Origin of the sequence: Aeromonas sp. Prich7-2 (assembly GCF_017939255.1) — a bacterium.
Classification (GTDB): Bacteria; Pseudomonadota; Gammaproteobacteria; order Enterobacterales; family Aeromonadaceae; genus Aeromonas; species Aeromonas caviae.
Genome location: NZ_JAGKRI010000034.1, coordinates 41,037 through 58,244 on the forward strand (window position 1 = coordinate 41,037; position 17,208 = coordinate 58,244).

Here is a 17,208-nt window from a genome sequence, read left to right on the forward strand (position 1 = left end):
GAGCGCGAGAATGAAAGGATCTGACGGAAAGTGAAGGATCGCAAAAAGGATCCGTTATCCACCGCGCGGCCAACGCTGGCGCGGGGAGCCGCTCCCCGCCCCCAGTCGTTCACCTGCATGATTTTTCACACATAAAGCGGGCAGGCGAGGCGGGGTCCCGATTGCGCGCCAGCGCTGCGCAGGGGGTCGTAACAGGCCGCCATGGCTCACCGGTGAACGCAGGGAGAGCCAGCCGGATTTGGGCGCGGTGCTGAGTGGGTTTGAAGGGCGATCGCGTAGCGGGCCGCTGGCGAGCCTAGGCGGGGGATCGTCCAGGTGAACCAGATGGAGGCCGACCGATGCCATGCGCCGGCAAAAGAAAACCCCGCCAGGTGGCGGGGTGTCGGGATGCGATCGGAAAGGTCAGCGCGGCAGGTCGCCATGGCTGGCCTGCTCGATGCCGGCGGCCAGCTTGTAGGGGTTGAACCGGATCACCTCCTCCCCTGCCCAGTCATTGAGCGCCAGCAGGCTGGCCTTGATGCTGTCGATCTCGTTGATGTCGAACACCTGGGCGGCCTTGGTCACATCGCCGAACCCGCCCGTGCTGTTCGGCATCACTCCCATCAGCTGGGGCGGTACCCGGTGGGTGGCCAACTGGTCGTCGCGGCTGACGTTCTTGATGGAGAGAAAATCATCCTTGGCCGCCACCTCGGCCACCGGGATCAGCTTCACCCCGTCCTTGCTGCCGTTCGGGGTGTAGAGCAAGAGGTTGCGGAAGTTGCCGGGCCCCTTGCTCTGGCGCAGCGCCTCACGCAGGGCCGCAATGTCGCCCTCGTTCTGCACCGCGTCGGTGATGTGCATGATGAACCCAGCGTGGGATCCATTCTCGTAATACTTGCGGCGGAACAGGGTGGCCGACTCGTTGAGCAGGGTAGAGTTTAGCCCGCCGACATAGTCGGGGATGCCGTAGATCTCCTGGTTGATGTCGCTCTCCATCACATGGCCAACCCGCCCGGCCGGCAGCGCCTGCTCCTGGCCGGGCTGGGCAATCCACCAATAGGTGTCCAAGTCCAGGGCGCGCCGGGTGTACTTGGCCCGCAGGTGGTCATAGCGCAGCACCCCGCCGAGTCGGTTCTGCACCGCCTGCAGATAGCCGTTGCCGAAGATCAGATAGTCCAGCGCCAACCCGGTGAAGGCGGCCAGGCTCAGTTTCGGATGCGGGATGAAGCAGGAGCGCAGGATATTGCGCTTAACCTGAATGGCAGAGGCATGGTGTACCCCGGCCCGATAGACCCGCGACAAGCCATTGAGGGAAAGGGGCGGCTCGTACCAGCGGCCGTTGTGCATGGCCTCCAGGTAGTCGAACACCTCCCGTTGCGATAAGACGGGCACCGGCTCGCCAAAACTGAACGCCTCGATGGCCGCGCCGGGTTTCTGGGTCGCCGTCACCGGCGAGGTATGGCGCTGTGGGCGGCGCTTTCTCATGCGAAAATCTCCATCATGCTGGTATTGGCACCGGTGGCACCTGCCAGCGGTTCATGTAACAGGGCCTGCATCGTGGCCCAGGCAATATCGGCGTGGCTGGTTTCCTCTGACCGGCTGGCCTCAAAGGTCGGCAGCTTGCCGCCCGCGGTCACGGCGCGGCGGATGCTCATGAACGCCTGGGCGAGGTCGGTCCAACCGCTGTCAAACTCCAGCCGCCCCTTGTTCATCACATCCTGCGCCTTCATCACCATCTGGATTTTCACGCTCGGGTTGTACTGGATAGGGGTCGCCGCCGGGTAGAACTGCTTCACCAGCTGGTAGACCCCCTCCCCGATCCCGGTCGTATCGATGCCGATGTAGCACACGTTGTAGCGCTCGCACATGGCCTTGATGGCTCGCGCCTGGGCGTCGAAGTCCATCCCGCTCCAGCGGTGGCGCTCCAGCACCCGGAACTTGCCGCCGGGCACCGCCGGCGGAGCCAGCACGGCGCAACCCGCGCTATCCCCCTGCCCACCCTTGGCCGGGTCATAGCCGATCCACACCGGCCGGCTACCCAGCGGACGCAGGGCAAAGGGCTTGTAGTCGTCCCACAGTTCCCAGCTGTCGACCATGCAGCGCTGCAGGGTGACGAGCGGGAACACGCTCGAGGTGTCATCCATGAAGATGCACATCAGCAGGTTGAGGTATTCCTCCTCGGAGTACTCGCTGCGCAGCTGATCCAGGTCGAACAGGTCGCAGCCACCGCGCACCGCATCTTCGACCGTGACAATCTGCCGCCACTGACCATCGGCGCACAGCTTACCGCTGGCAAGATTGGCGTGGCTCAGGTCAATCTCGACCCGGTCTGCCTTCGCCTTGCCACGGTTGAAGTTGGCGCCGGACCAGAACGCATAGGCGGGATGGGAAAGGCTGGATGGGGTGGAAATGTAGGTCTGGCGCCACTTCTTGTGCATCGCCATGCCGGAAGCCACCTTGCGGAACTCCAGGAAGCCATGGATCCAGAAGTACTCATCCATGTAGATGTTGCCGTGGTAGCTCTGGGCGGTGCGGGCGTTGGTGCCGAGGAAGTAGAGGTGCGCTCCGTTCGGTAGCACCATGGGGTCGCCCTTGAGCTCCACCCCCTCCTCCTTGGCAAACTGGATGATGTACTGCTTGAACACATGGGCCTGCGCCTTGCTGGCCGACAGGAAAATCTGGTTGCGCCCGGTGACCAGGGCATCGATGAAGGCCTCGAAGGCAAAGAAGTAGGTCGCCCCAATCTGGCGCGACTTGAGCAGATTGCGGATCCTGTGCTGGTTGCCAGCCTCGTACCAGGTGCGCTGGTAGCCAAACATGGTGGACTCGAAGCGCTCGATCAGCCGCTCTTGCTGTTCGGGCTCCACCACATTGCGCTCGGGTGCCTTCTTCGGCCCCTTGTTACGGTTCGCCACCTTGGGGTTGAGGTCGGCCTCGTTGCCGCCCTTGCTGTATTTGTTGACCCGGGCGATGCGCTCCAACTGCCTGCCCAGCAGGTCAATCTCCTTGAAGTCGCCGCCGGTTTTCACCTCCTTGGCGATCAGCTGGCACATCCGTGCCTCGATGGCGAAGTCGACCCGGTCAATGGGTTTGATGTCATCCCAACCATCGCGGGATTTCCAGGTGGCGACCGTCCCCTCGGGGGTCGCCAGCAGCTCCGCAATGGCTCGGATCTTGTACCCCTGAAAGTACAGGTGCATGGCCTGCCTGCGGGGTTCGATATGGGGGAAGAGTAAGGGTGCTGTCATGGCGCCAGTCTACCCAGTCGCTACCGCTCAAAACGTCCCCGCGCCAGTGTGCCAGCGCCGTACACACTGGCCGCCGATTGCACGATCCCACCTGTCACCCAGACCATAACCGCGACATCACCACCCAATCACCAAAGGGATCCCAACCCATGGCAAAGTCCAAATTTTTCCGTGTTGCCGTAGAAGGGGGCACGACCGATGGCCGCGCCATCACCCGCGAATGGCTTGAGCAAATGGCCCAGCGCTACAACCAGTCCACCTACGGCGCCCGGGTCAATATGGAGCACATCCGGGGGATTGACCCCAACGGCCTGTTCAAGATGTACGGCGACATCACCGCCGCCAAGACAGAAGAGGTCACCATCGAGGGCGAGAAACGCCTGGCCCTGTTCGTGCAGATTGACCCGACCCCGGAGTTGATCGAACTGAACAAGAAGCGCCAGAAGGTGTACACCTCGGTCGAGATCCACCCCAACCTGAACGAAAAGGGTGCCTACATGATGGGGCTGGCCGTCACCGACAGCCCGGCCAGCCTCGGCACTGAAATGCTGCAGTTCTGCAGCAAGGCCACGGTCAATCCGCTGGCCTACCGCAAATACCATCCGGAATGCCTGTTCACCGAAGCCTTGGAAACTGTCATCGAACTCGAGGAGGAAGGTGAAAAAGGCCCTGGTTTGCTGGAACGGGTCACCGCGCTGTTCTCCACCCACAAGAAGCAATCCACCGCCGATTTCAGCGATGTACACCAGGCCGTCGAGACCGTCGCGAAAGAGGTCACCACCCTCGATGCCGGCATGCAGAAGAAGTTCACCGAGCAGGCCCAGACCATCACCGAGCTGACCAGCAAGCTGGAAGACACCGCCAAGGCACTGGCAGACCTCACCGCCAACCTGGAAGGCCAGGAAGCGCTCAGCCACAAGCGCGATCCCGCCACCGGTGGCGATGGCACCACCATTCAAACCGACTGCTAAGGACCATGCCCAATGCGTAACGAAACCCGCCAGAAGTTCAACGAGTTCACCGGCCAGGTGGCCAAACTCAACGCCATCACCAGCGCCATGGTGCAGTTCAACGTGCAGCCCAGCGTCCAGCAGACCCTGGAAACCAAGATGCAGGAGTCCGTCGCCTTCCTCTCCATGATCAACATGGTGCCGGTGGATGAACTCAAAGGGCAGAAGGTCGGCATCGGTATCAGCAGCACCATCGCCGGCCGCACCGACACCGCCACCAAAGACCGCCAGCCCAACGATCCGACCTCGTTGTACGCCCACGACTACGAGTGCGCCCAGACCAACTACGACACCCTGATCGGGTATGCCAAGCTCGACGCCTGGGCCAAGTTCCCCGATTTCCAGACCCGTGTCCGTGACGCCATCATCACTCGCCAGGGGCTGGATCGCATCATGATCGGCTGGAACGGTACCAGCGCCGCCAAAGACACAGACCGCAACGCCAATCCGCTGTTGCAAGATGTGAACGTCGGCTGGCTGGAGCACATCCGCCAGGATGCACCGGCGCAGGTCATGCAAGAGGGCGTGCAGGGCAGCGGCAAGATCTACATCGACCCCGCCGCCGGCGACTATAAGGATCTCGACGCACTGGTGTTCGACGCCGTGAGCGAGCTGATCCAGCCGTGGCATCAGGACGACACCGAACTGGTGGTCATCTGCGGCCGCAAAATGCTCTCCGACAAATACTTCCCCATCATCAACGATGCGGGTGACAACCAGAACAAACTGGCCGCCCAAGTGCTTGTCAGCCAGAAGCAGATCGGCGGCCTCAAGGCCGTGCGTGTCCCCTTCTTCCCGGAAGACGCCCTGCTGATCACCAAGCTCAGCAACCTCTCCATCTATTGGCAAGAGGGCGCCCGCCGCCGCCATATCGAGGAAGAGCCCAAGCGCAACCGCATCGTCAACTACGAAAGCTCCAACGACGCCTACGTGGTGGAAGACTACGACTGCGCCGGCCTGGTCGAAAACATCGTCATCGGGCCTCGGCCGTAAGGGGATAGCATGACACCCGCCCGTCGCCACCGCGAAAGAGTACTGGCCGCCCTGCAAGGGGCGGCCAATCCCCAATTCGACCAGATGCGCGCCAACGCCTACGAGCTGCAGCTGATGCAGCTGGCCGAACACCGCCGCACCCTCAAGGGCATCCAGAGCATCGAGCGCAAGATCGACGCCAAGCGCACCATGCTGCCTGTCTACAAGCCGTGGATTGATGGCCTGCTGGCCGCCGACCGGGGCGGACAAGATGACGTCCTGGTCACCGTCATGCTCTGGACCCTCGACACCGGCGATCTCGAAGGGGGCTTCAACATGGCTGACTACGTGATCCGCCATGGCCTAAGCACCCCGGACCGCTACGAGCGCACCGCCGCCACCCTGATCGCCGAAGAGGTCGCCGACACCGCCATCAAGCTGCAAGAAGCAGGCGCGGGCCCCAGTTATGGCCTGCTGTGCGCTTACCTCGAGCTGCTGACCGACTGCGACATCTTCGACCAGGTGCGCGCCAAGTTGCACAAGGCCGTGGGCCGCGCAGCACTGGCCGAAGGCTTCAAGGAGCAAGCCGCCGAGCACTATCAACGCGCCATCGAACTGCACGACAAGGTGGGCATCAAGAAAGAGCTCGAAGTGCTGGAGCGGGAAATCAAGAAGCAAAAAGCCGCAGAGCTGCCAGTCGCCAGCGACGTAAGCGCCGCCTCTGTTACGGCACCGGCCAATGCCGAGGCCTGCCAAGAGCACGCCACCGAACAGCAAGGCCCCGCCCCCGGCGAGGCCAGCTAACCGAGCGAACCCCGCACCCTGGGCGGCTCGGGCCTGACGAATGCCAACGGCATACCAGACGGCCCGACCACCGCCCAACAAACGGGCTACCACCAGAACCAGGAGCACCATGAGCACCGGATTCATCGCCACCGCACCGACCGCACCGGATGAAGGGCAAGTCACCAGCGATCCATTCTGGCCAGCAATATCACTGGCAGACCTGCGCGACACCGTCCGGCTCGATGGCACCGTCACCACGGCCCGCCTCAAGCATGCCGTGATCGACGCCATCACCAGCGTCAACCGGGATCTGGCTGACTGGCGCCGCGCCCGTGAGGCAGAAGGGGTCGCCACCCTGGCCGCCGTACCGGGCGAGGTCATCAATGGCGAATCGGCGTACCTGCACAGCTACCGACGCGCCGTCTATGCCATGACCCGCGCCAACCTGCTGGAGCGTTACACCGACTACAGCGCCACCGGTGATGGCGTCAAAGGGGCCGATGCCAAAATCATCAGCTCTGACGACCTCTACCGCGACGCCCGCTTTGCCATTCGCGACATCCTCGGTACCACCCACATCACCGTGGCGCTCATCTGATGGAGCTGCGCAGCCAACAGGGTGACACCCTCGACCTCATCCTGTTCCGGCACTACGGCTACACCGCAGGCATCACCGAGCAGGTGCTCGCACTCAACCCCGGTTTGGCCGCGCTCGGCCCCATCCTCCCGCCCGGAACCCTCATCACAATGCCAGCGGCCCCCACCCAGGCCGAGCAGCCGCTGATCCAGCTATGGGACTGACCATGAGCCGCCTCGACGACGAACTCGAACGACTGGCCGACATCAGCGAGCAGCAACTCGCTGCCCGCATCCACGCCGCCCGCATCAGTGGCACCGGCCCGCACTACTGCATCGACTGCGAAGACCCAATCCCGCAGGCGCGCCGCGAAGCACAGCGGGGCTGCGAACGCTGCGCCGAGTGCCAGACCATCTACGAATTCCAAACCGCTCGCCACTACGGCAGCAAACGATAAAAACAGGAGAGCACGATGCCAGAACCCATTTCATCCAGTGCAGCAACCAGCACCCTGAGCGCCTTGGCGTTGCTGTCCCTCTTCCCGGGCGTGGACCCCGGCGTCCTGCTCGGTGCATTCGCCGGGGCGCTGGTGTTCATCGCCACCACCGCCGAGCTGGGCAACCTGCGCAAAGCGGGCCTGTTCGTTGCCGCCTTCGTGGCGGGGGCACTGGCGGCGCCGCTGGTTGCCGCCATGCTGGCCAGCGTACTGCCACTCAGCGTCGAGGTCCCCAGGGCTGTCGGCGCAATGCTCGCCTCGGCGCTGGCCGTCCACCTGTTGCAGTGGATCCTGCGCAAAACGCCGGAAGACCTGCTCAAACTCCGCAAAGGGGGCTGACATGCTGACCATCCTCTACGCCATGATCTGCGCCGCCATCGCGCTGCGTATCGCCACCTTCAACCGCAACGGGGGCGACTATCGCCCCCTCCCTGCCGTGCTGGCCTGGCTGCTCACCTTCGCCGCCGGTTCCGTGCCCATGCGTGCCCTGATCGGGGCACTGCCCGCTCCTGACCCCGCCGCCGTCCTGTTGGCCTCTGTCGTACTCACCGCCCTGATCGGCTCCCGCGGATCCGTCATGCGCCTACTGCCGCGCCGTCGTCAGCAACCGACCACCGCCAGCCACCTGAACGGGAGGTTTCAACCATGAGCCTGAAAAAAGGGGATACCGGCGCCGCCGTCGCCGACCTGCAGCGTCGCCTGGCCAAAGCCGGTTATCCGCTCGATCCGGATGGCTGGTTTGGCGATGCCACCGAGCGCGCCCTGCTCGCCTTTCAGCGGGACTACATGATCACCGCCATCGGCCAGGCTGGCCCCCGCACCATGGCCGCCCTGCTCGGCAGCGAGCGGGGCAACCAGTTGCGCATCGGCGACATGCAGGCTGGCGCTGACCTGCTGGGCCTGCCGCTGGCCACCATGGCCACCGTCGCCCAGGTCGAGAGCATCGGCGAGGGGTTCACCACCGACATGCGCCCGGTGGTGCTGTTCGAGCGGCATGTGTTCTACAAGCAGCTCACCCAGCACCTGGGCAAGGGCACTGCCGACCAGATGGCCGCCCATTACCCCAACCTGGTCAACCCCAAGCGCGGCGGCTATGCGGGCGGGGCGGCCGAGTGGGAGCGGCTGCAACTCGCCATCAGCCTGCACCGGGATGCCGCCATCGAGTCGGCCAGTTGGGGGATGTTCCAGATCATGGGCTTCCACTGGCAGGCGCTGGGCTTTGCCTCGGCCAGCGACTGGCAGGCCGCCATGCAGCGCAGCGAGGTCGAACACCTCACCGCCCTGTGCCGCTTCATCCAGCAAGATCCCGCCATGCACAAGGCCCTGCAGGGTCGCAAGTGGGCTGACTTCGCCCGCCGCTACAACGGCCCTGCCTACAAAGACAACGACTACGACACCAAACTGGCCAAGGCATACGACCACTTTGCCAAGGTCTATCCGGTGAAGGAGGTGGCTGATGTGGCGTAGCCTGCTGCGCTCCCCCCTCACCTGGTTGCTGATCGCCTTGGCCGTCGCCCTGGGCGGCTGGGGCTGGTCTGCCACCTCGGCGGCAACCGCCAAGGGCCAGGTCACCACCCTGCAAAGTGACCTCAAGGCCGCAGATGACAAGGCCAAAGGGGCCGCGCAGCGGGAACAGGGCAAAGACACCGCGATCAATACCCTGAACACCGAACTGGATATCCAGGCAACCGCCGCCGCCACGCTGCAACGCCAGCTTGGCGATCTGACCATCACGGCCGCCAACCGGGCCGACACCATCAAGAGGCTCAAACGTGAAAATGCTGAACTCAAGGAGTGGGCTGATCGCCCTCTGCCTGATCCTGTTATCAGGTTGCTCAAGCGCCCCACCATCACCGGCGCCGCAGATTATCAGGCTCACCTGTCAGGGGCTGACTCCCTGCCAACTGCCGGCCGCCAGCCCGGTCAATAACGGCGACCTCATGGATCAGCTGACCCAGACCGAGGCCGCCTGGGCCACCTGCGCCGCCCAGGTAGACAGCTTTATCGCCTGCCAGCAACGGCACCTGAACGGGAGGGAACATGGAAAAGCCAAAACAGATCCGTGAGGTGCTGACCCGCTGCGTGCCCCACCTCAAGACCAACCCGGACAAGCTGCACATCTTCATCGCCCCGGGCAATGTCGAAAGCACCGGCGCCCGCTCGCTCTCGTTCGAGTGGCAATACCCACTCACCATTGGCATTGAGGACTTTGCCGGCCACCCGGATCAGATCATGGTGCCGCTGCTGGCCTGGCTGCGCCAACACCAGCCCGAGCTGATGACCAACGACGAGCAGCGCAAGGAGGGCATCACCTTCGAGGCGGAATACCTCGCCAACGACCTGATGGATCTCATCATCACCGTCAAGCTGACCGAGCGAGTCAGAGTGTGGCAAAACGAACAGGGGATAGGCTGGGAGCACCTGCCAGAGCCGCCGGAAGACCCTTATGACGGCATCACCTGGGAATTGTTCATCAACGGGGAATATCAGCCATGGCCACCGACGAACTGAGCCGCCTGACCAGTTGGGCCGATGGCTTACTGGCCAGCATGGAGCCCGCCGCCCGCCGTCAGTTGGCGGGCGAAATGGCCCGCACCTTGCGCGCCAGCCAGGCCCAGCGGATCCGCGCCAACCTCCAGCCAGATGGCAGCCCTATGGCCCCGCGCAAGCCTCAGCCCAAGCTGAAAAAAAACCGGGGGCGCCTGCGCCGCAAGATGTTCTTCAAGATAAGCAACCCAGCTTGGCTCAAGGCCCGCGCCAATGAACATCAAGCCGTGGTCGAGTTTGTCGGCACTGCCAACCGCCTCGCCACCATTCACCAATATGGCCTCAAAGACCGCATCAAGGGCCGTGAGATCTCATACCCGGCGCGGGAACTGCTCGGCATCACAGAAAAAGAGCGTGACCAGCTAGAAACCACCCTGCTCGCCCACCTCACCAAAGGACTATAACCACCGCCGCCAGTGTGCCAGCGCCGTACACACTGGCCGCCCCTCGCCTTCCCGGCCATTGCCCAAAACAATGGCCCCATGCAACCGACCCCGACTGAACTCCAACGCCTGATCGACAACCTGATCCGCATCGGCACCGTGACCGCCGTGCGATCCGGCGAATGTCGCGTCAAAACCGGCGACCTCATCACCAACTGGCGGCCCTACGCAACTGCGCGGGCCGGGAAGAATCGCACCCGCCATCGCCTCTCCATTGGCGAACAGGTGCTGATGCTCTCGGTCAGCGGCGATTTGCGTAATGCCTACATCGTCGGCCCCATCAATTGCGCTGCCTTCCCAGAGCCCTTGGCGGACGATGACAACCCGGATCTCGACCGCACCGAATACAGCGATGGCGCCGTCATCGAATACAACCCGACCACCGGCGCGCTCAACGCCACCGGCATCAAGTCCGCCAATATCGCGGCCTCCGTCACCGTCAAGCTGATCACCCCTCTGGTGGAGTGCACCCAGGCCCTCAAGGTCGGTTCGACCATCGAGGCGGGCGGCAAGATCACCGCCCCCAGCGCCAAGATTGGCGGCATCGAGGTGACCACCCACAAGCACGGCAACGTCAGCACCGGCAGCGGCACTTCCGGGGGCCCGCAATGAACTGGCTCGGCATGAATGCAGCCACCGGCCGCGCCATCAGCGCCACCGACCACATCATCCAGTCGGTGCGCGACATCCTCATCACCCCGGTGGGATCCCGCGTCATGCGCCGCGACTACGGCAGCGAGCTGTTTTACCTCATCGACCAGCCACAGCATCAGGCTACCCGCCTGCGCCTGATGGCCGCCACCGTGCAGGCCCTCATCAACTGGGAACCCCGCATCACCATCACCAACATCGATGTGCAGAGCGGCGGCATGGATGGCGCCCTCACCGTCGAGCTCACCTGGCAGCGCAAGGACGGCGGCGCCCCTGAATCAGCCAGCATCCCAATCACCACAGGCACCCCATCATGACCATCAATATGTCAGCCCTGCCGGCGCCGCAAGCTGTGGAAGAACTCGACTTCGAAACCATCTTTGCCGAGCAAAAAGCGTGGGTGATTAACCAGTGGCCGCACCTCGCCCCTGCGCTCGAACTCGAATCCGAACCGCTGACAGTACTGCTGCAAGCCTGGTCATATCGCGAACTGATATGGCGCGCCCGCCTCAACGACGCCCTGAAAGCCAGCATGCTGGCATGGGCACAAGGGGATGATCTCCTTAACCTCGCCGCCTTCTTTGACCTTGAAAAAGCAGAAGGTGAAACGGATGACCAGTTGCGTGCACGTTGCACCCTCTCTCTGCGTGCACTATCCACAGCAGGGCCTGAGGATTCATACCGCTATCACGCCATCGCCACCGATCCGGCTGCCATCAAAGATGCCGACGCCCACAACGGTGGGGCGGGTGTCGTGAATGTCGCCGTGCTGGCCCGTGCCGGTAATGGCACCCCATCGGCAGCGCTGTTGGCCAACGTGCGGGCCAGGCTCAATCACAAAACAATCCGCCCGCTAACCGACACCGTCAACGTTATCCCGGCGCACATTGTGCCAGTGGTTATCGACTATCAAATCATCCTGCCGGGTCTACCTGACGACGAACACAGCCTGAACGTCGCCCGCCAGCGGCTGGCAGACTACTGCGCAACCGCCAATATCATTGGCGGCACCATAACCATCGCAGACATCTACGCCAGCCTGAAAAACGCCGGGATCAGCAACGTCATCCTGCGCAGCCCGACCGCCGACATCACCACCGACCGCGAATCGGCCCCCTATGTCAGTAGCATCCGCGAAGAGGTGACCTATGCCTAACCTGCTGCCACCCTCTGCGACCGAGCTATCGCGCACCCTCGACCAACTGGCAGAACAGCGGCTGGATCAACCGCTGCCGCACCGCCATAGCTGGAACCCGTGGCACTGCCGTGCCGATCTGCTCGGCTCGCTGGCATGGGGATTGGGAGTCGATAACTGGGATAACCTGGTGACCGAGCAGGAGCGCCGCCAAGCCTGCGCCGATGCCATCCAGATCCACCGCCTGCGCGGCACCGTCGACAGCGTCGAGCGCGCCATCCGCCACGCCGGCTATGAAGACATCACACTCGAAGAGGGATTGCCGCCGGTCACGCGCAACGGCCTGCAACTGCGCAACGGTCATGAACACTATGGGTATGGCGGCCGCTGGGCCATGTACCGCGCCAACGTCAACGTGGGCGACCACGGCGCCATCAGCGCGGCAGGCAACCGCCGCTTGCGCCGCATCCTGGAAAAAACCGCCCCCGCCCGCTGCCAACTGGTCGGCCTGCGCTTTAGCGATGACACCAGCGATCGTATCACCACCGTAGAACGGGTCACCGAACAGGCCGCCATCACCAGCGGCGAAGTGCTGCCGTGGGGTCGCCGCCGTGACGGCGCCATCAATCGCGATCAAGCCATCATCTTGCGCCATCAGGGTGCTATCGCCCGCGCTGGCACCCAGCGCCGCAATGGTGGCCTCATCACCGGTGAAACCCGCGCCAACCAGTGGGATGCCCTCAGCCTGACCATGGGCGTCAGCCATCAAGACACTTGCCAGGTCTCCCCGCTGCGCACCGGCACCCATCACCGCTACGGCCTGCTCCGTGGCGCAGGGAGCCAAGTGGCTGATGATGGCCTGCTGTCGCTCACCTTCACTCGCACTCTGCGCCGCCATGGCCGGGCGCGCCACCGCTGCACCACCCACAACGGCCAGCTGCTGCGCGCGGGTGCGCATCGCCACCACCCCGGCGTCACTCGCAGCGGGCCGACCACTCACAACGAGGTAACCCCGTGATAATCAACGACCAAATCACCCTGCGCGGCCAGCTGAGCATCACCCTGCACCGCGCCGGGCAGCAGCCGCAGACCATCACCGAGCACAACATGATCATGACGTCAGCCAAAAGCGCGCTGGCGCGCCTGATTGCGGGCCAGGGCAGCGGCAAAAACATCAACCGCATCGCCTTTGGCACCAATGGCGTGGGCCCTACGCCCAACGACCAAGCCATAAGCGAGGCATACACCAAGGCCGTCAGCGCCATCACCTTCCCCACAGAAGGGCAAGCGCGCTTTGCCTTCACCTTGAGCGAGAGCGAAGCCAACGGGCTCAACATCCGCGAACTGGGCCTGCTCTGCGCCGACGGCACGCTGTTTGCGCGCAAAGTTCGCGGGCTGATTGAAAAAACCAGCGACCTATCGATCACCGGGTCATGGACCATCATTTTTTAAGGAGCCATCATGGCAAACTTGCAAGAAACCGACGTGTGGGTTGATGGCATCTATCAACTCGAAACTACCGACCCAGTGATGGGCGGCCCGGACGGCATTGACAACGTCCAGGCTAAGCAGCTGGGCAGCCGAACCAAGTACCTCAAGAAAGGGCAGGATGCGCTCAAGGAGCGCGTCGATGGGCTGGAGCAGACAACTGACCAGTCGCTGATGGCCGCGATGGGGCAAGAGATTGTGCGCGGCATGGAACAAGCAGCACTTGCCTTCTCGGAAATTGAGAAAACCAAGAAGTTTCGCAACCAGACCGGTCAGGTTCGCTTCGTCAACCGTGGCGCTCGCCGGGGCTGCACGGTCACCAAATCGACCACCGCGACCCGCAACCTCACCTTTGACGAAGGGGAGCTGTTTGCCAACGGTCGGGTTTACTTTCTGCCGCAGCGCATCAACGGCGCCGCTGTGCCAAGCAACAACACCGCCGCGCCAGCCACCTGCGTCGCATTTGCTCGCGTCACCGCCACCGGCATCGAGTTGGATGTATCCAACCTGGGCAGCGATGCCCCGGCAGACGCAATCCCGCTCTATCGCATCAGCGTACCGGCGGGCAATAACTCGGGTTCGGATCAATATCTGGCCGCCGTGACGCTCACCGATGTGCGACGCATCGAACCGGATTTTCCACTGATGTTGGCCAGCCCAACCACCGCGCTGGTGCTCTGGCCATTCCCGTTCCCGGTCGGGGATTTGGGTTGGCAGCTCGCCATCGACATAGTCAGCAGCTCAGGCGATGCCGCCGCGCACCATGTGCTGGTCAGCGAGCGGGCCAGCAATGGCGCCCGCCTGACGCTGGCCCACTACGCCGACGATGTCATCGTCAAATACAGCCTCACCAATAACGGAGTATGACCATGCAAATTCTTCTGCTGGGCGCTGGCCCGCACCACGACATCGCCGTCAGCGGCAACCTCATCACCATCGGCGGGCTGACGGTTGACTGTCAGGCTGAGCAGCGCCAGGAACAGACCACCATCAGCCTCTATCAGACCGGCGCAGGCATCAGCACATCAGGCCCGGGCGCCTTCGTGGCAACCGTGGTGATCCCGCCACAGCAGTGGCCAGCCGCCAGCGAGCAATCGAACGAAGATAAGCCAGTCGCCCTCGAGCCGCTGCCGCTCAACCCTGACACCGTCACCCTGACCCTCTGGCCAAAGTAAGGAGCCAACCATGATTTTTGTAAAAGACAGTTTGCGCGCCGCTGTTGAGGCCGCATCCGGCGGCACCGTCACCGTGCTTTACACCGCCAAGGGTCAGCCGACCTATATGCACATCATCCCGCGCTTCAACCTGCAGGATATCGACCCGGCACTGGGCACCGGAACTCACCCAGCCTTTATCGTCAACGGCGTTGAAAAATCCGAACTATTTATCGGCCAGCATGCCGGCTGCCTGCGCGATGGCGAATTGCTGTCGCTGCCGGGGGTCGACTGCGTGACCAGCATCGACTTCGATCAGTCGCTGAACTATGCCGCCTGCGGCCAGGGCCACCATCTGATGACCCACGCGGAACAGGCCGCCGTCAGCCTCTGGTGCTGGAAGAACGGATTTATGCCGCGCGGCAATACCGCCTACGGCCGCAGCTCTGATGCCACCTTCGAAACGGGTCGGCGCGCAGATAAGAAAAGCCCTGGCGATACCTCAGGATCGGCCCGCACCCTTACAGGCTCGGGTCCGGCCAGTTGGCGTCATAACAACAACCCCAACGGTATCGCCGACCTGTGCGGCAACGTGTGGGAATGGCGCGGTGGCCTGCGCTTGATGGACGGCGAAATCCAGGTGCTGGCTAACAACAACGCAGCAGATAGCAAAAATAGCCAGGCAAAAGCATCATCCGCATGGCGTGCCATCTCTGCCGCCACCGGTGAACTGGTGGTGCCGGGTACTGCTGGCACCCTGAAATACGACGCCAGCGCAGCAGGCACCACCGGCCCCCACGGCGCCCCGGTCCTCTCCGATGCAGTCAGTAACCGCAACGGCGAAGCTGGCAGTGATGAAAACGCCCCAGGCAACACCTCAGGACGACTCGAGGCAATCACCAGCAAAGCGGGACTGGTGGTGCCCTCTATCGCAAAGGCGCTTTCTCTTTTCCCGCTGGGCGCCAACCTGGGGGGCGACCTGCTCTACCTGCGCAACTACGGTGAGCGCCTCGCCCTCTCCGGCGGCTACTGGCTCAACGGCGCCACTGCTGGCGTGTTCGCGCTCGACCTGAGCTACGCTCGGTCGTATCGGGGCACGAGCCTTGGGGCTCGCCCGGCCTTTGTGCTGTAAGCACTGATACTTTGCTGCGCCCCGCGAGAGCGGGGCATATCAGGAGGACCAATTGGCGAACCCACAAAAGCCGGACCCATCAGGTGTGCTGTTGGTGCGCAAATATGTAGAGCTTGCGGCCAAGCTAAATATCTACCTAAACCACTGGCCACACCACGAAAAGTACGGCCTGGCACAGCAGGTGCGCACCACCCTTTACGGGTGCTATGGGCTGATGGTGGAAGGGCACAAACGCTACCACAAGAAGACCACCCTAACTCAGCTGGATGTGTGCCACGAGCAGCTACGCATGCTGTTGTATCTTGCCTACGAACTCGGATATTTCGCTCACCACAAAGGCAAGTCGGCCACGCCGAACGTCGGCGAGCGGCGCTGGATGATCATATCCAACGCCGTTGACGAAATCGGCAGAATGATAGGGGGATGGATTAAAAGAGAACAAGCATTAACAAGGCAGTAACAAGATCAGCGGTTGACCATCAATATGTTTTTTCGTTCCTCGCCATCTCCGGCGGCAACTGGAACAACGGCGCCAATGCTGGCGTGTTCGCGCTCAACCTGAACAACGCTCGGTCGAATCGGAACACGAACATTGGGGCTCGCCCGACCTCGGATCCTCCTCACAGTCAGATGAGAAAGCGTGGAGCCAAAGGGGTGGTTAATCCTGCCAGAAGGCAAAATCAGCAGCGCGCGGGTTTTCAGTAGCGGCCATCCGTCGACCATCACCCTCGCCACCTTCGAGCGACAAATGAAAACACACAAAAACCTGATGGCGAAAATTCTAGCGCCAGAAAATTTGATTGCGGCATGGAAAACCGCACGCAAGGGTAAAACGCGCACCCGCGCCGTACTGGCATTCGACGTCCGCGCCGGTGCCACCCTGGCAGAGCTAAGCGCCCGCATCAAGCTGGGCACCTACCGCCCCAGAGAATACAGACGATTCCAAGTTTACGAGCCAAAGGCGCGCGAAATATGCGCCCCTTGGTTCGGTGACGTAGTCATTCAGCACGCCATCTATCGCGTCATCATGCCACTTTTTGAGCGCCGCTTTATCGATCAAAGCTACGCCTGCCGCCCAGGCAAGGGCACCCACAAAGCGGCCGATTACGCCCAGGCCGCACTGCGGGCCAGCTCTCCCAACAGCTACACCCTCAAGCTGGACCTGCGAAAATTCTTCTACCGCATCGACCGCGCCATTCTGGAGCGGCAAATCCGCACAGTGATAGGCGACGAGGCGCTAGTCAGGCTGATGATGACATTTGCTAACCTGCCAGAGCCGCTGGGCATCCCCATTGGCAACCTGCTGTCGCAGCTTTACGCGCTCATCTATCTGAATCCGCTCGACCACTTCATCAAGCGCCAACTCAAGGTGCGTCGCTACTGCCGCTACGTGGATGATTTCATTCTGTTCGACCTGAGCCGTGAGCAAGCTGTAAGCCACAAAGCAGCCATCTTAAATGCGAAAGGGGACTCCCTCCGACGTAGGTGGGAGGGGAATTTCGCCGGGGCGTCAGCCCCGCTGGTTTTGAATGTATTGCTTGATCACCTCCAACGGTGCTCCGCCGCAAGAGCCCGCAAAGTAAGAGCGTG

The 17,208-nt window shown here is 62.7% G+C and carries 25 protein-coding genes and 1 pseudogene; 23 read left to right on the forward strand and 3 right to left on the reverse strand.

Annotation, left to right across the window (positions count from 1 at the left end; translation table 11 throughout):
* Window positions 1-402: 402 nt before the first annotated feature.
* Entirely contained in the window at window positions 403-1,464 is a 1,062-nt protein-coding gene (locus tag J9892_RS07415) for a phage portal protein (RefSeq protein WP_104452379.1), read from the reverse strand.
* The gene (locus J9892_RS07420) at window positions 1,461-3,227 is read right to left on the reverse strand and encodes a terminase ATPase subunit family protein (RefSeq protein ID WP_210538157.1); all 1,767 of its coding nucleotides are present in this window, start codon (window positions 3,225-3,227) and stop codon (window positions 1,461-1,463) included. The genes J9892_RS07415 and J9892_RS07420 overlap by 4 nt, the downstream gene beginning before the upstream one ends.
* Before the next feature lie 149 nt (window positions 3,228-3,376).
* Between J9892_RS07420 and J9892_RS07425 the strand changes: the two genes are divergently transcribed.
* From J9892_RS07425 to J9892_RS25170, 23 genes and pseudogenes are all read left to right on the forward strand, one after another.
* Complete coding sequence (locus tag J9892_RS07425; RefSeq protein WP_210538158.1) at window positions 3,377-4,198, forward strand: GPO family capsid scaffolding protein; 822 nt, start codon at window positions 3,377-3,379, stop codon at window positions 4,196-4,198.
* A 12-nt stretch (window positions 4,199-4,210) separates the two neighbouring features.
* A complete protein-coding gene (locus tag J9892_RS07430) occupies window positions 4,211-5,230 on the forward strand; it encodes a phage major capsid protein, P2 family (protein WP_182926956.1) in 1,020 nt (339 codons plus the stop codon).
* Window positions 5,231-5,239: 9 nt separating this feature from the next.
* The gene (gene gpM, locus J9892_RS07435; RefSeq protein ID WP_103858615.1) at window positions 5,240-6,013 is read left to right on the forward strand and encodes a phage terminase small subunit; all 774 of its coding nucleotides are present in this window, start codon (window positions 5,240-5,242) and stop codon (window positions 6,011-6,013) included.
* A 109-nt stretch (window positions 6,014-6,122) separates the two neighbouring features.
* On the forward strand, window positions 6,123-6,593 hold the full coding sequence (locus J9892_RS07440; RefSeq protein WP_210538159.1) for a head completion/stabilization protein: 471 nt from the start codon (window positions 6,123-6,125) through the stop codon (window positions 6,591-6,593).
* Window positions 6,593-6,796 carry a tail protein X gene (locus J9892_RS07445; RefSeq protein ID WP_128313118.1) on the forward strand — a complete coding sequence of 68 codons (204 nt, stop codon included), beginning with the start codon at window positions 6,593-6,595 and terminating at the stop codon, window positions 6,794-6,796. Before J9892_RS07440 ends, J9892_RS07445 begins: the two co-directional genes overlap by 1 nt.
* A 2-nt stretch (window positions 6,797-6,798) precedes the next feature.
* Window positions 6,799-7,029, forward strand: a complete 231-nt coding sequence (locus J9892_RS07450) for a TraR/DksA C4-type zinc finger protein (protein WP_043162862.1) — start codon at window positions 6,799-6,801, stop codon at window positions 7,027-7,029.
* A 15-nt stretch (window positions 7,030-7,044) separates the two neighbouring features.
* Window positions 7,045-7,407 (forward strand): putative holin, encoded by a 363-nt coding sequence (locus J9892_RS07455; protein ID WP_041214915.1) that lies wholly within the window; start codon window positions 7,045-7,047, stop codon window positions 7,405-7,407.
* 1 nt (window position 7,408) lies between these two features.
* Window positions 7,409-7,717 (forward strand): phage holin family protein, encoded by a 309-nt coding sequence (locus J9892_RS07460; RefSeq protein WP_128313117.1) that lies wholly within the window; start codon window positions 7,409-7,411, stop codon window positions 7,715-7,717.
* Window positions 7,714-8,535: an N-acetylmuramidase family protein gene (locus J9892_RS07465; RefSeq protein WP_210538160.1), complete on the forward strand. Its 822-nt coding sequence runs from the start codon at window positions 7,714-7,716 to the stop codon at window positions 8,533-8,535. The genes J9892_RS07460 and J9892_RS07465 overlap by 4 nt, the downstream gene beginning before the upstream one ends.
* The gene (gene lysB / locus J9892_RS07470; protein ID WP_210538161.1) at window positions 8,525-8,998 is read left to right on the forward strand and encodes an Rz-like lysis system protein LysB; all 474 of its coding nucleotides are present in this window, start codon (window positions 8,525-8,527) and stop codon (window positions 8,996-8,998) included. Before J9892_RS07465 ends, lysB begins: the two co-directional genes overlap by 11 nt.
* Window positions 8,889-9,134, forward strand: a complete 246-nt coding sequence (gene lysC / locus J9892_RS24575; RefSeq protein ID WP_246876639.1) for an Rz1-like lysis system protein LysC — start codon at window positions 8,889-8,891, stop codon at window positions 9,132-9,134. Before lysB ends, lysC begins: the two co-directional genes overlap by 110 nt.
* Window positions 9,109-9,579, forward strand: a complete 471-nt coding sequence (locus J9892_RS07475; protein ID WP_210538162.1) for a phage tail protein — start codon at window positions 9,109-9,111, stop codon at window positions 9,577-9,579. Before lysC ends, J9892_RS07475 begins: the two co-directional genes overlap by 26 nt.
* Window positions 9,561-10,019 (forward strand): phage virion morphogenesis protein, encoded by a 459-nt coding sequence (locus tag J9892_RS07480; protein WP_210538163.1) that lies wholly within the window; start codon window positions 9,561-9,563, stop codon window positions 10,017-10,019. Before J9892_RS07475 ends, J9892_RS07480 begins: the two co-directional genes overlap by 19 nt.
* 78 nt (window positions 10,020-10,097) lie before the next feature.
* Window positions 10,098-10,670 carry a phage baseplate assembly protein V gene (locus J9892_RS07485; protein ID WP_210538164.1) on the forward strand — a complete coding sequence of 191 codons (573 nt, stop codon included), beginning with the start codon at window positions 10,098-10,100 and terminating at the stop codon, window positions 10,668-10,670.
* A complete protein-coding gene (locus tag J9892_RS07490; RefSeq protein ID WP_210538165.1) occupies window positions 10,667-11,026 on the forward strand; it encodes a GPW/gp25 family protein in 360 nt (119 codons plus the stop codon). Before J9892_RS07485 ends, J9892_RS07490 begins: the two co-directional genes overlap by 4 nt.
* The gene (locus J9892_RS07495; RefSeq protein ID WP_210538166.1) at window positions 11,023-11,865 is read left to right on the forward strand and encodes a baseplate J/gp47 family protein; all 843 of its coding nucleotides are present in this window, start codon (window positions 11,023-11,025) and stop codon (window positions 11,863-11,865) included. Before J9892_RS07490 ends, J9892_RS07495 begins: the two co-directional genes overlap by 4 nt.
* Window positions 11,858-12,862, forward strand: a complete 1,005-nt coding sequence (locus J9892_RS07500) for a phage tail protein I (protein ID WP_210538167.1) — start codon at window positions 11,858-11,860, stop codon at window positions 12,860-12,862. The genes J9892_RS07495 and J9892_RS07500 overlap by 8 nt, the downstream gene beginning before the upstream one ends.
* A complete protein-coding gene (locus J9892_RS07505; RefSeq protein ID WP_103858604.1) occupies window positions 12,859-13,296 on the forward strand; it encodes a hypothetical protein in 438 nt (145 codons plus the stop codon). The genes J9892_RS07500 and J9892_RS07505 overlap by 4 nt, the downstream gene beginning before the upstream one ends.
* Before the next feature lie 9 nt (window positions 13,297-13,305).
* The gene (locus J9892_RS07510) at window positions 13,306-14,199 is read left to right on the forward strand and encodes a hypothetical protein (protein WP_210538168.1); all 894 of its coding nucleotides are present in this window, start codon (window positions 13,306-13,308) and stop codon (window positions 14,197-14,199) included.
* 2 nt (window positions 14,200-14,201) lie between these two features.
* Window positions 14,202-14,507: a hypothetical protein gene (locus J9892_RS07515; RefSeq protein ID WP_128296159.1), complete on the forward strand. Its 306-nt coding sequence runs from the start codon at window positions 14,202-14,204 to the stop codon at window positions 14,505-14,507.
* 10 nt (window positions 14,508-14,517) lie between these two features.
* Entirely contained in the window at window positions 14,518-15,618 is a 1,101-nt protein-coding gene (locus J9892_RS07520) for a hypothetical protein (protein WP_210538169.1), read from the forward strand.
* Window positions 15,619-15,670: 52 nt separating this feature from the next.
* Window positions 15,671-16,078, forward strand: coding sequence for a four helix bundle protein (locus J9892_RS07525; RefSeq protein WP_210538170.1), 408 nt, complete (start codon window positions 15,671-15,673; stop codon window positions 16,076-16,078).
* A gap of 567 nt (window positions 16,079-16,645) precedes the next feature.
* Window positions 16,646-17,014: pseudogene (locus tag J9892_RS25170) on the forward strand (RNA-directed DNA polymerase); the annotation flags it as partial.
* A gap of 114 nt (window positions 17,015-17,128) precedes the next feature.
* Here the strand turns inward: J9892_RS25170 and J9892_RS07530 are convergent.
* Window positions 17,129-17,208, reverse strand: an 80-nt coding sequence (locus J9892_RS07530; protein ID WP_210538172.1) for a transposase, incomplete at its 5' end; no start/stop codon positions are given.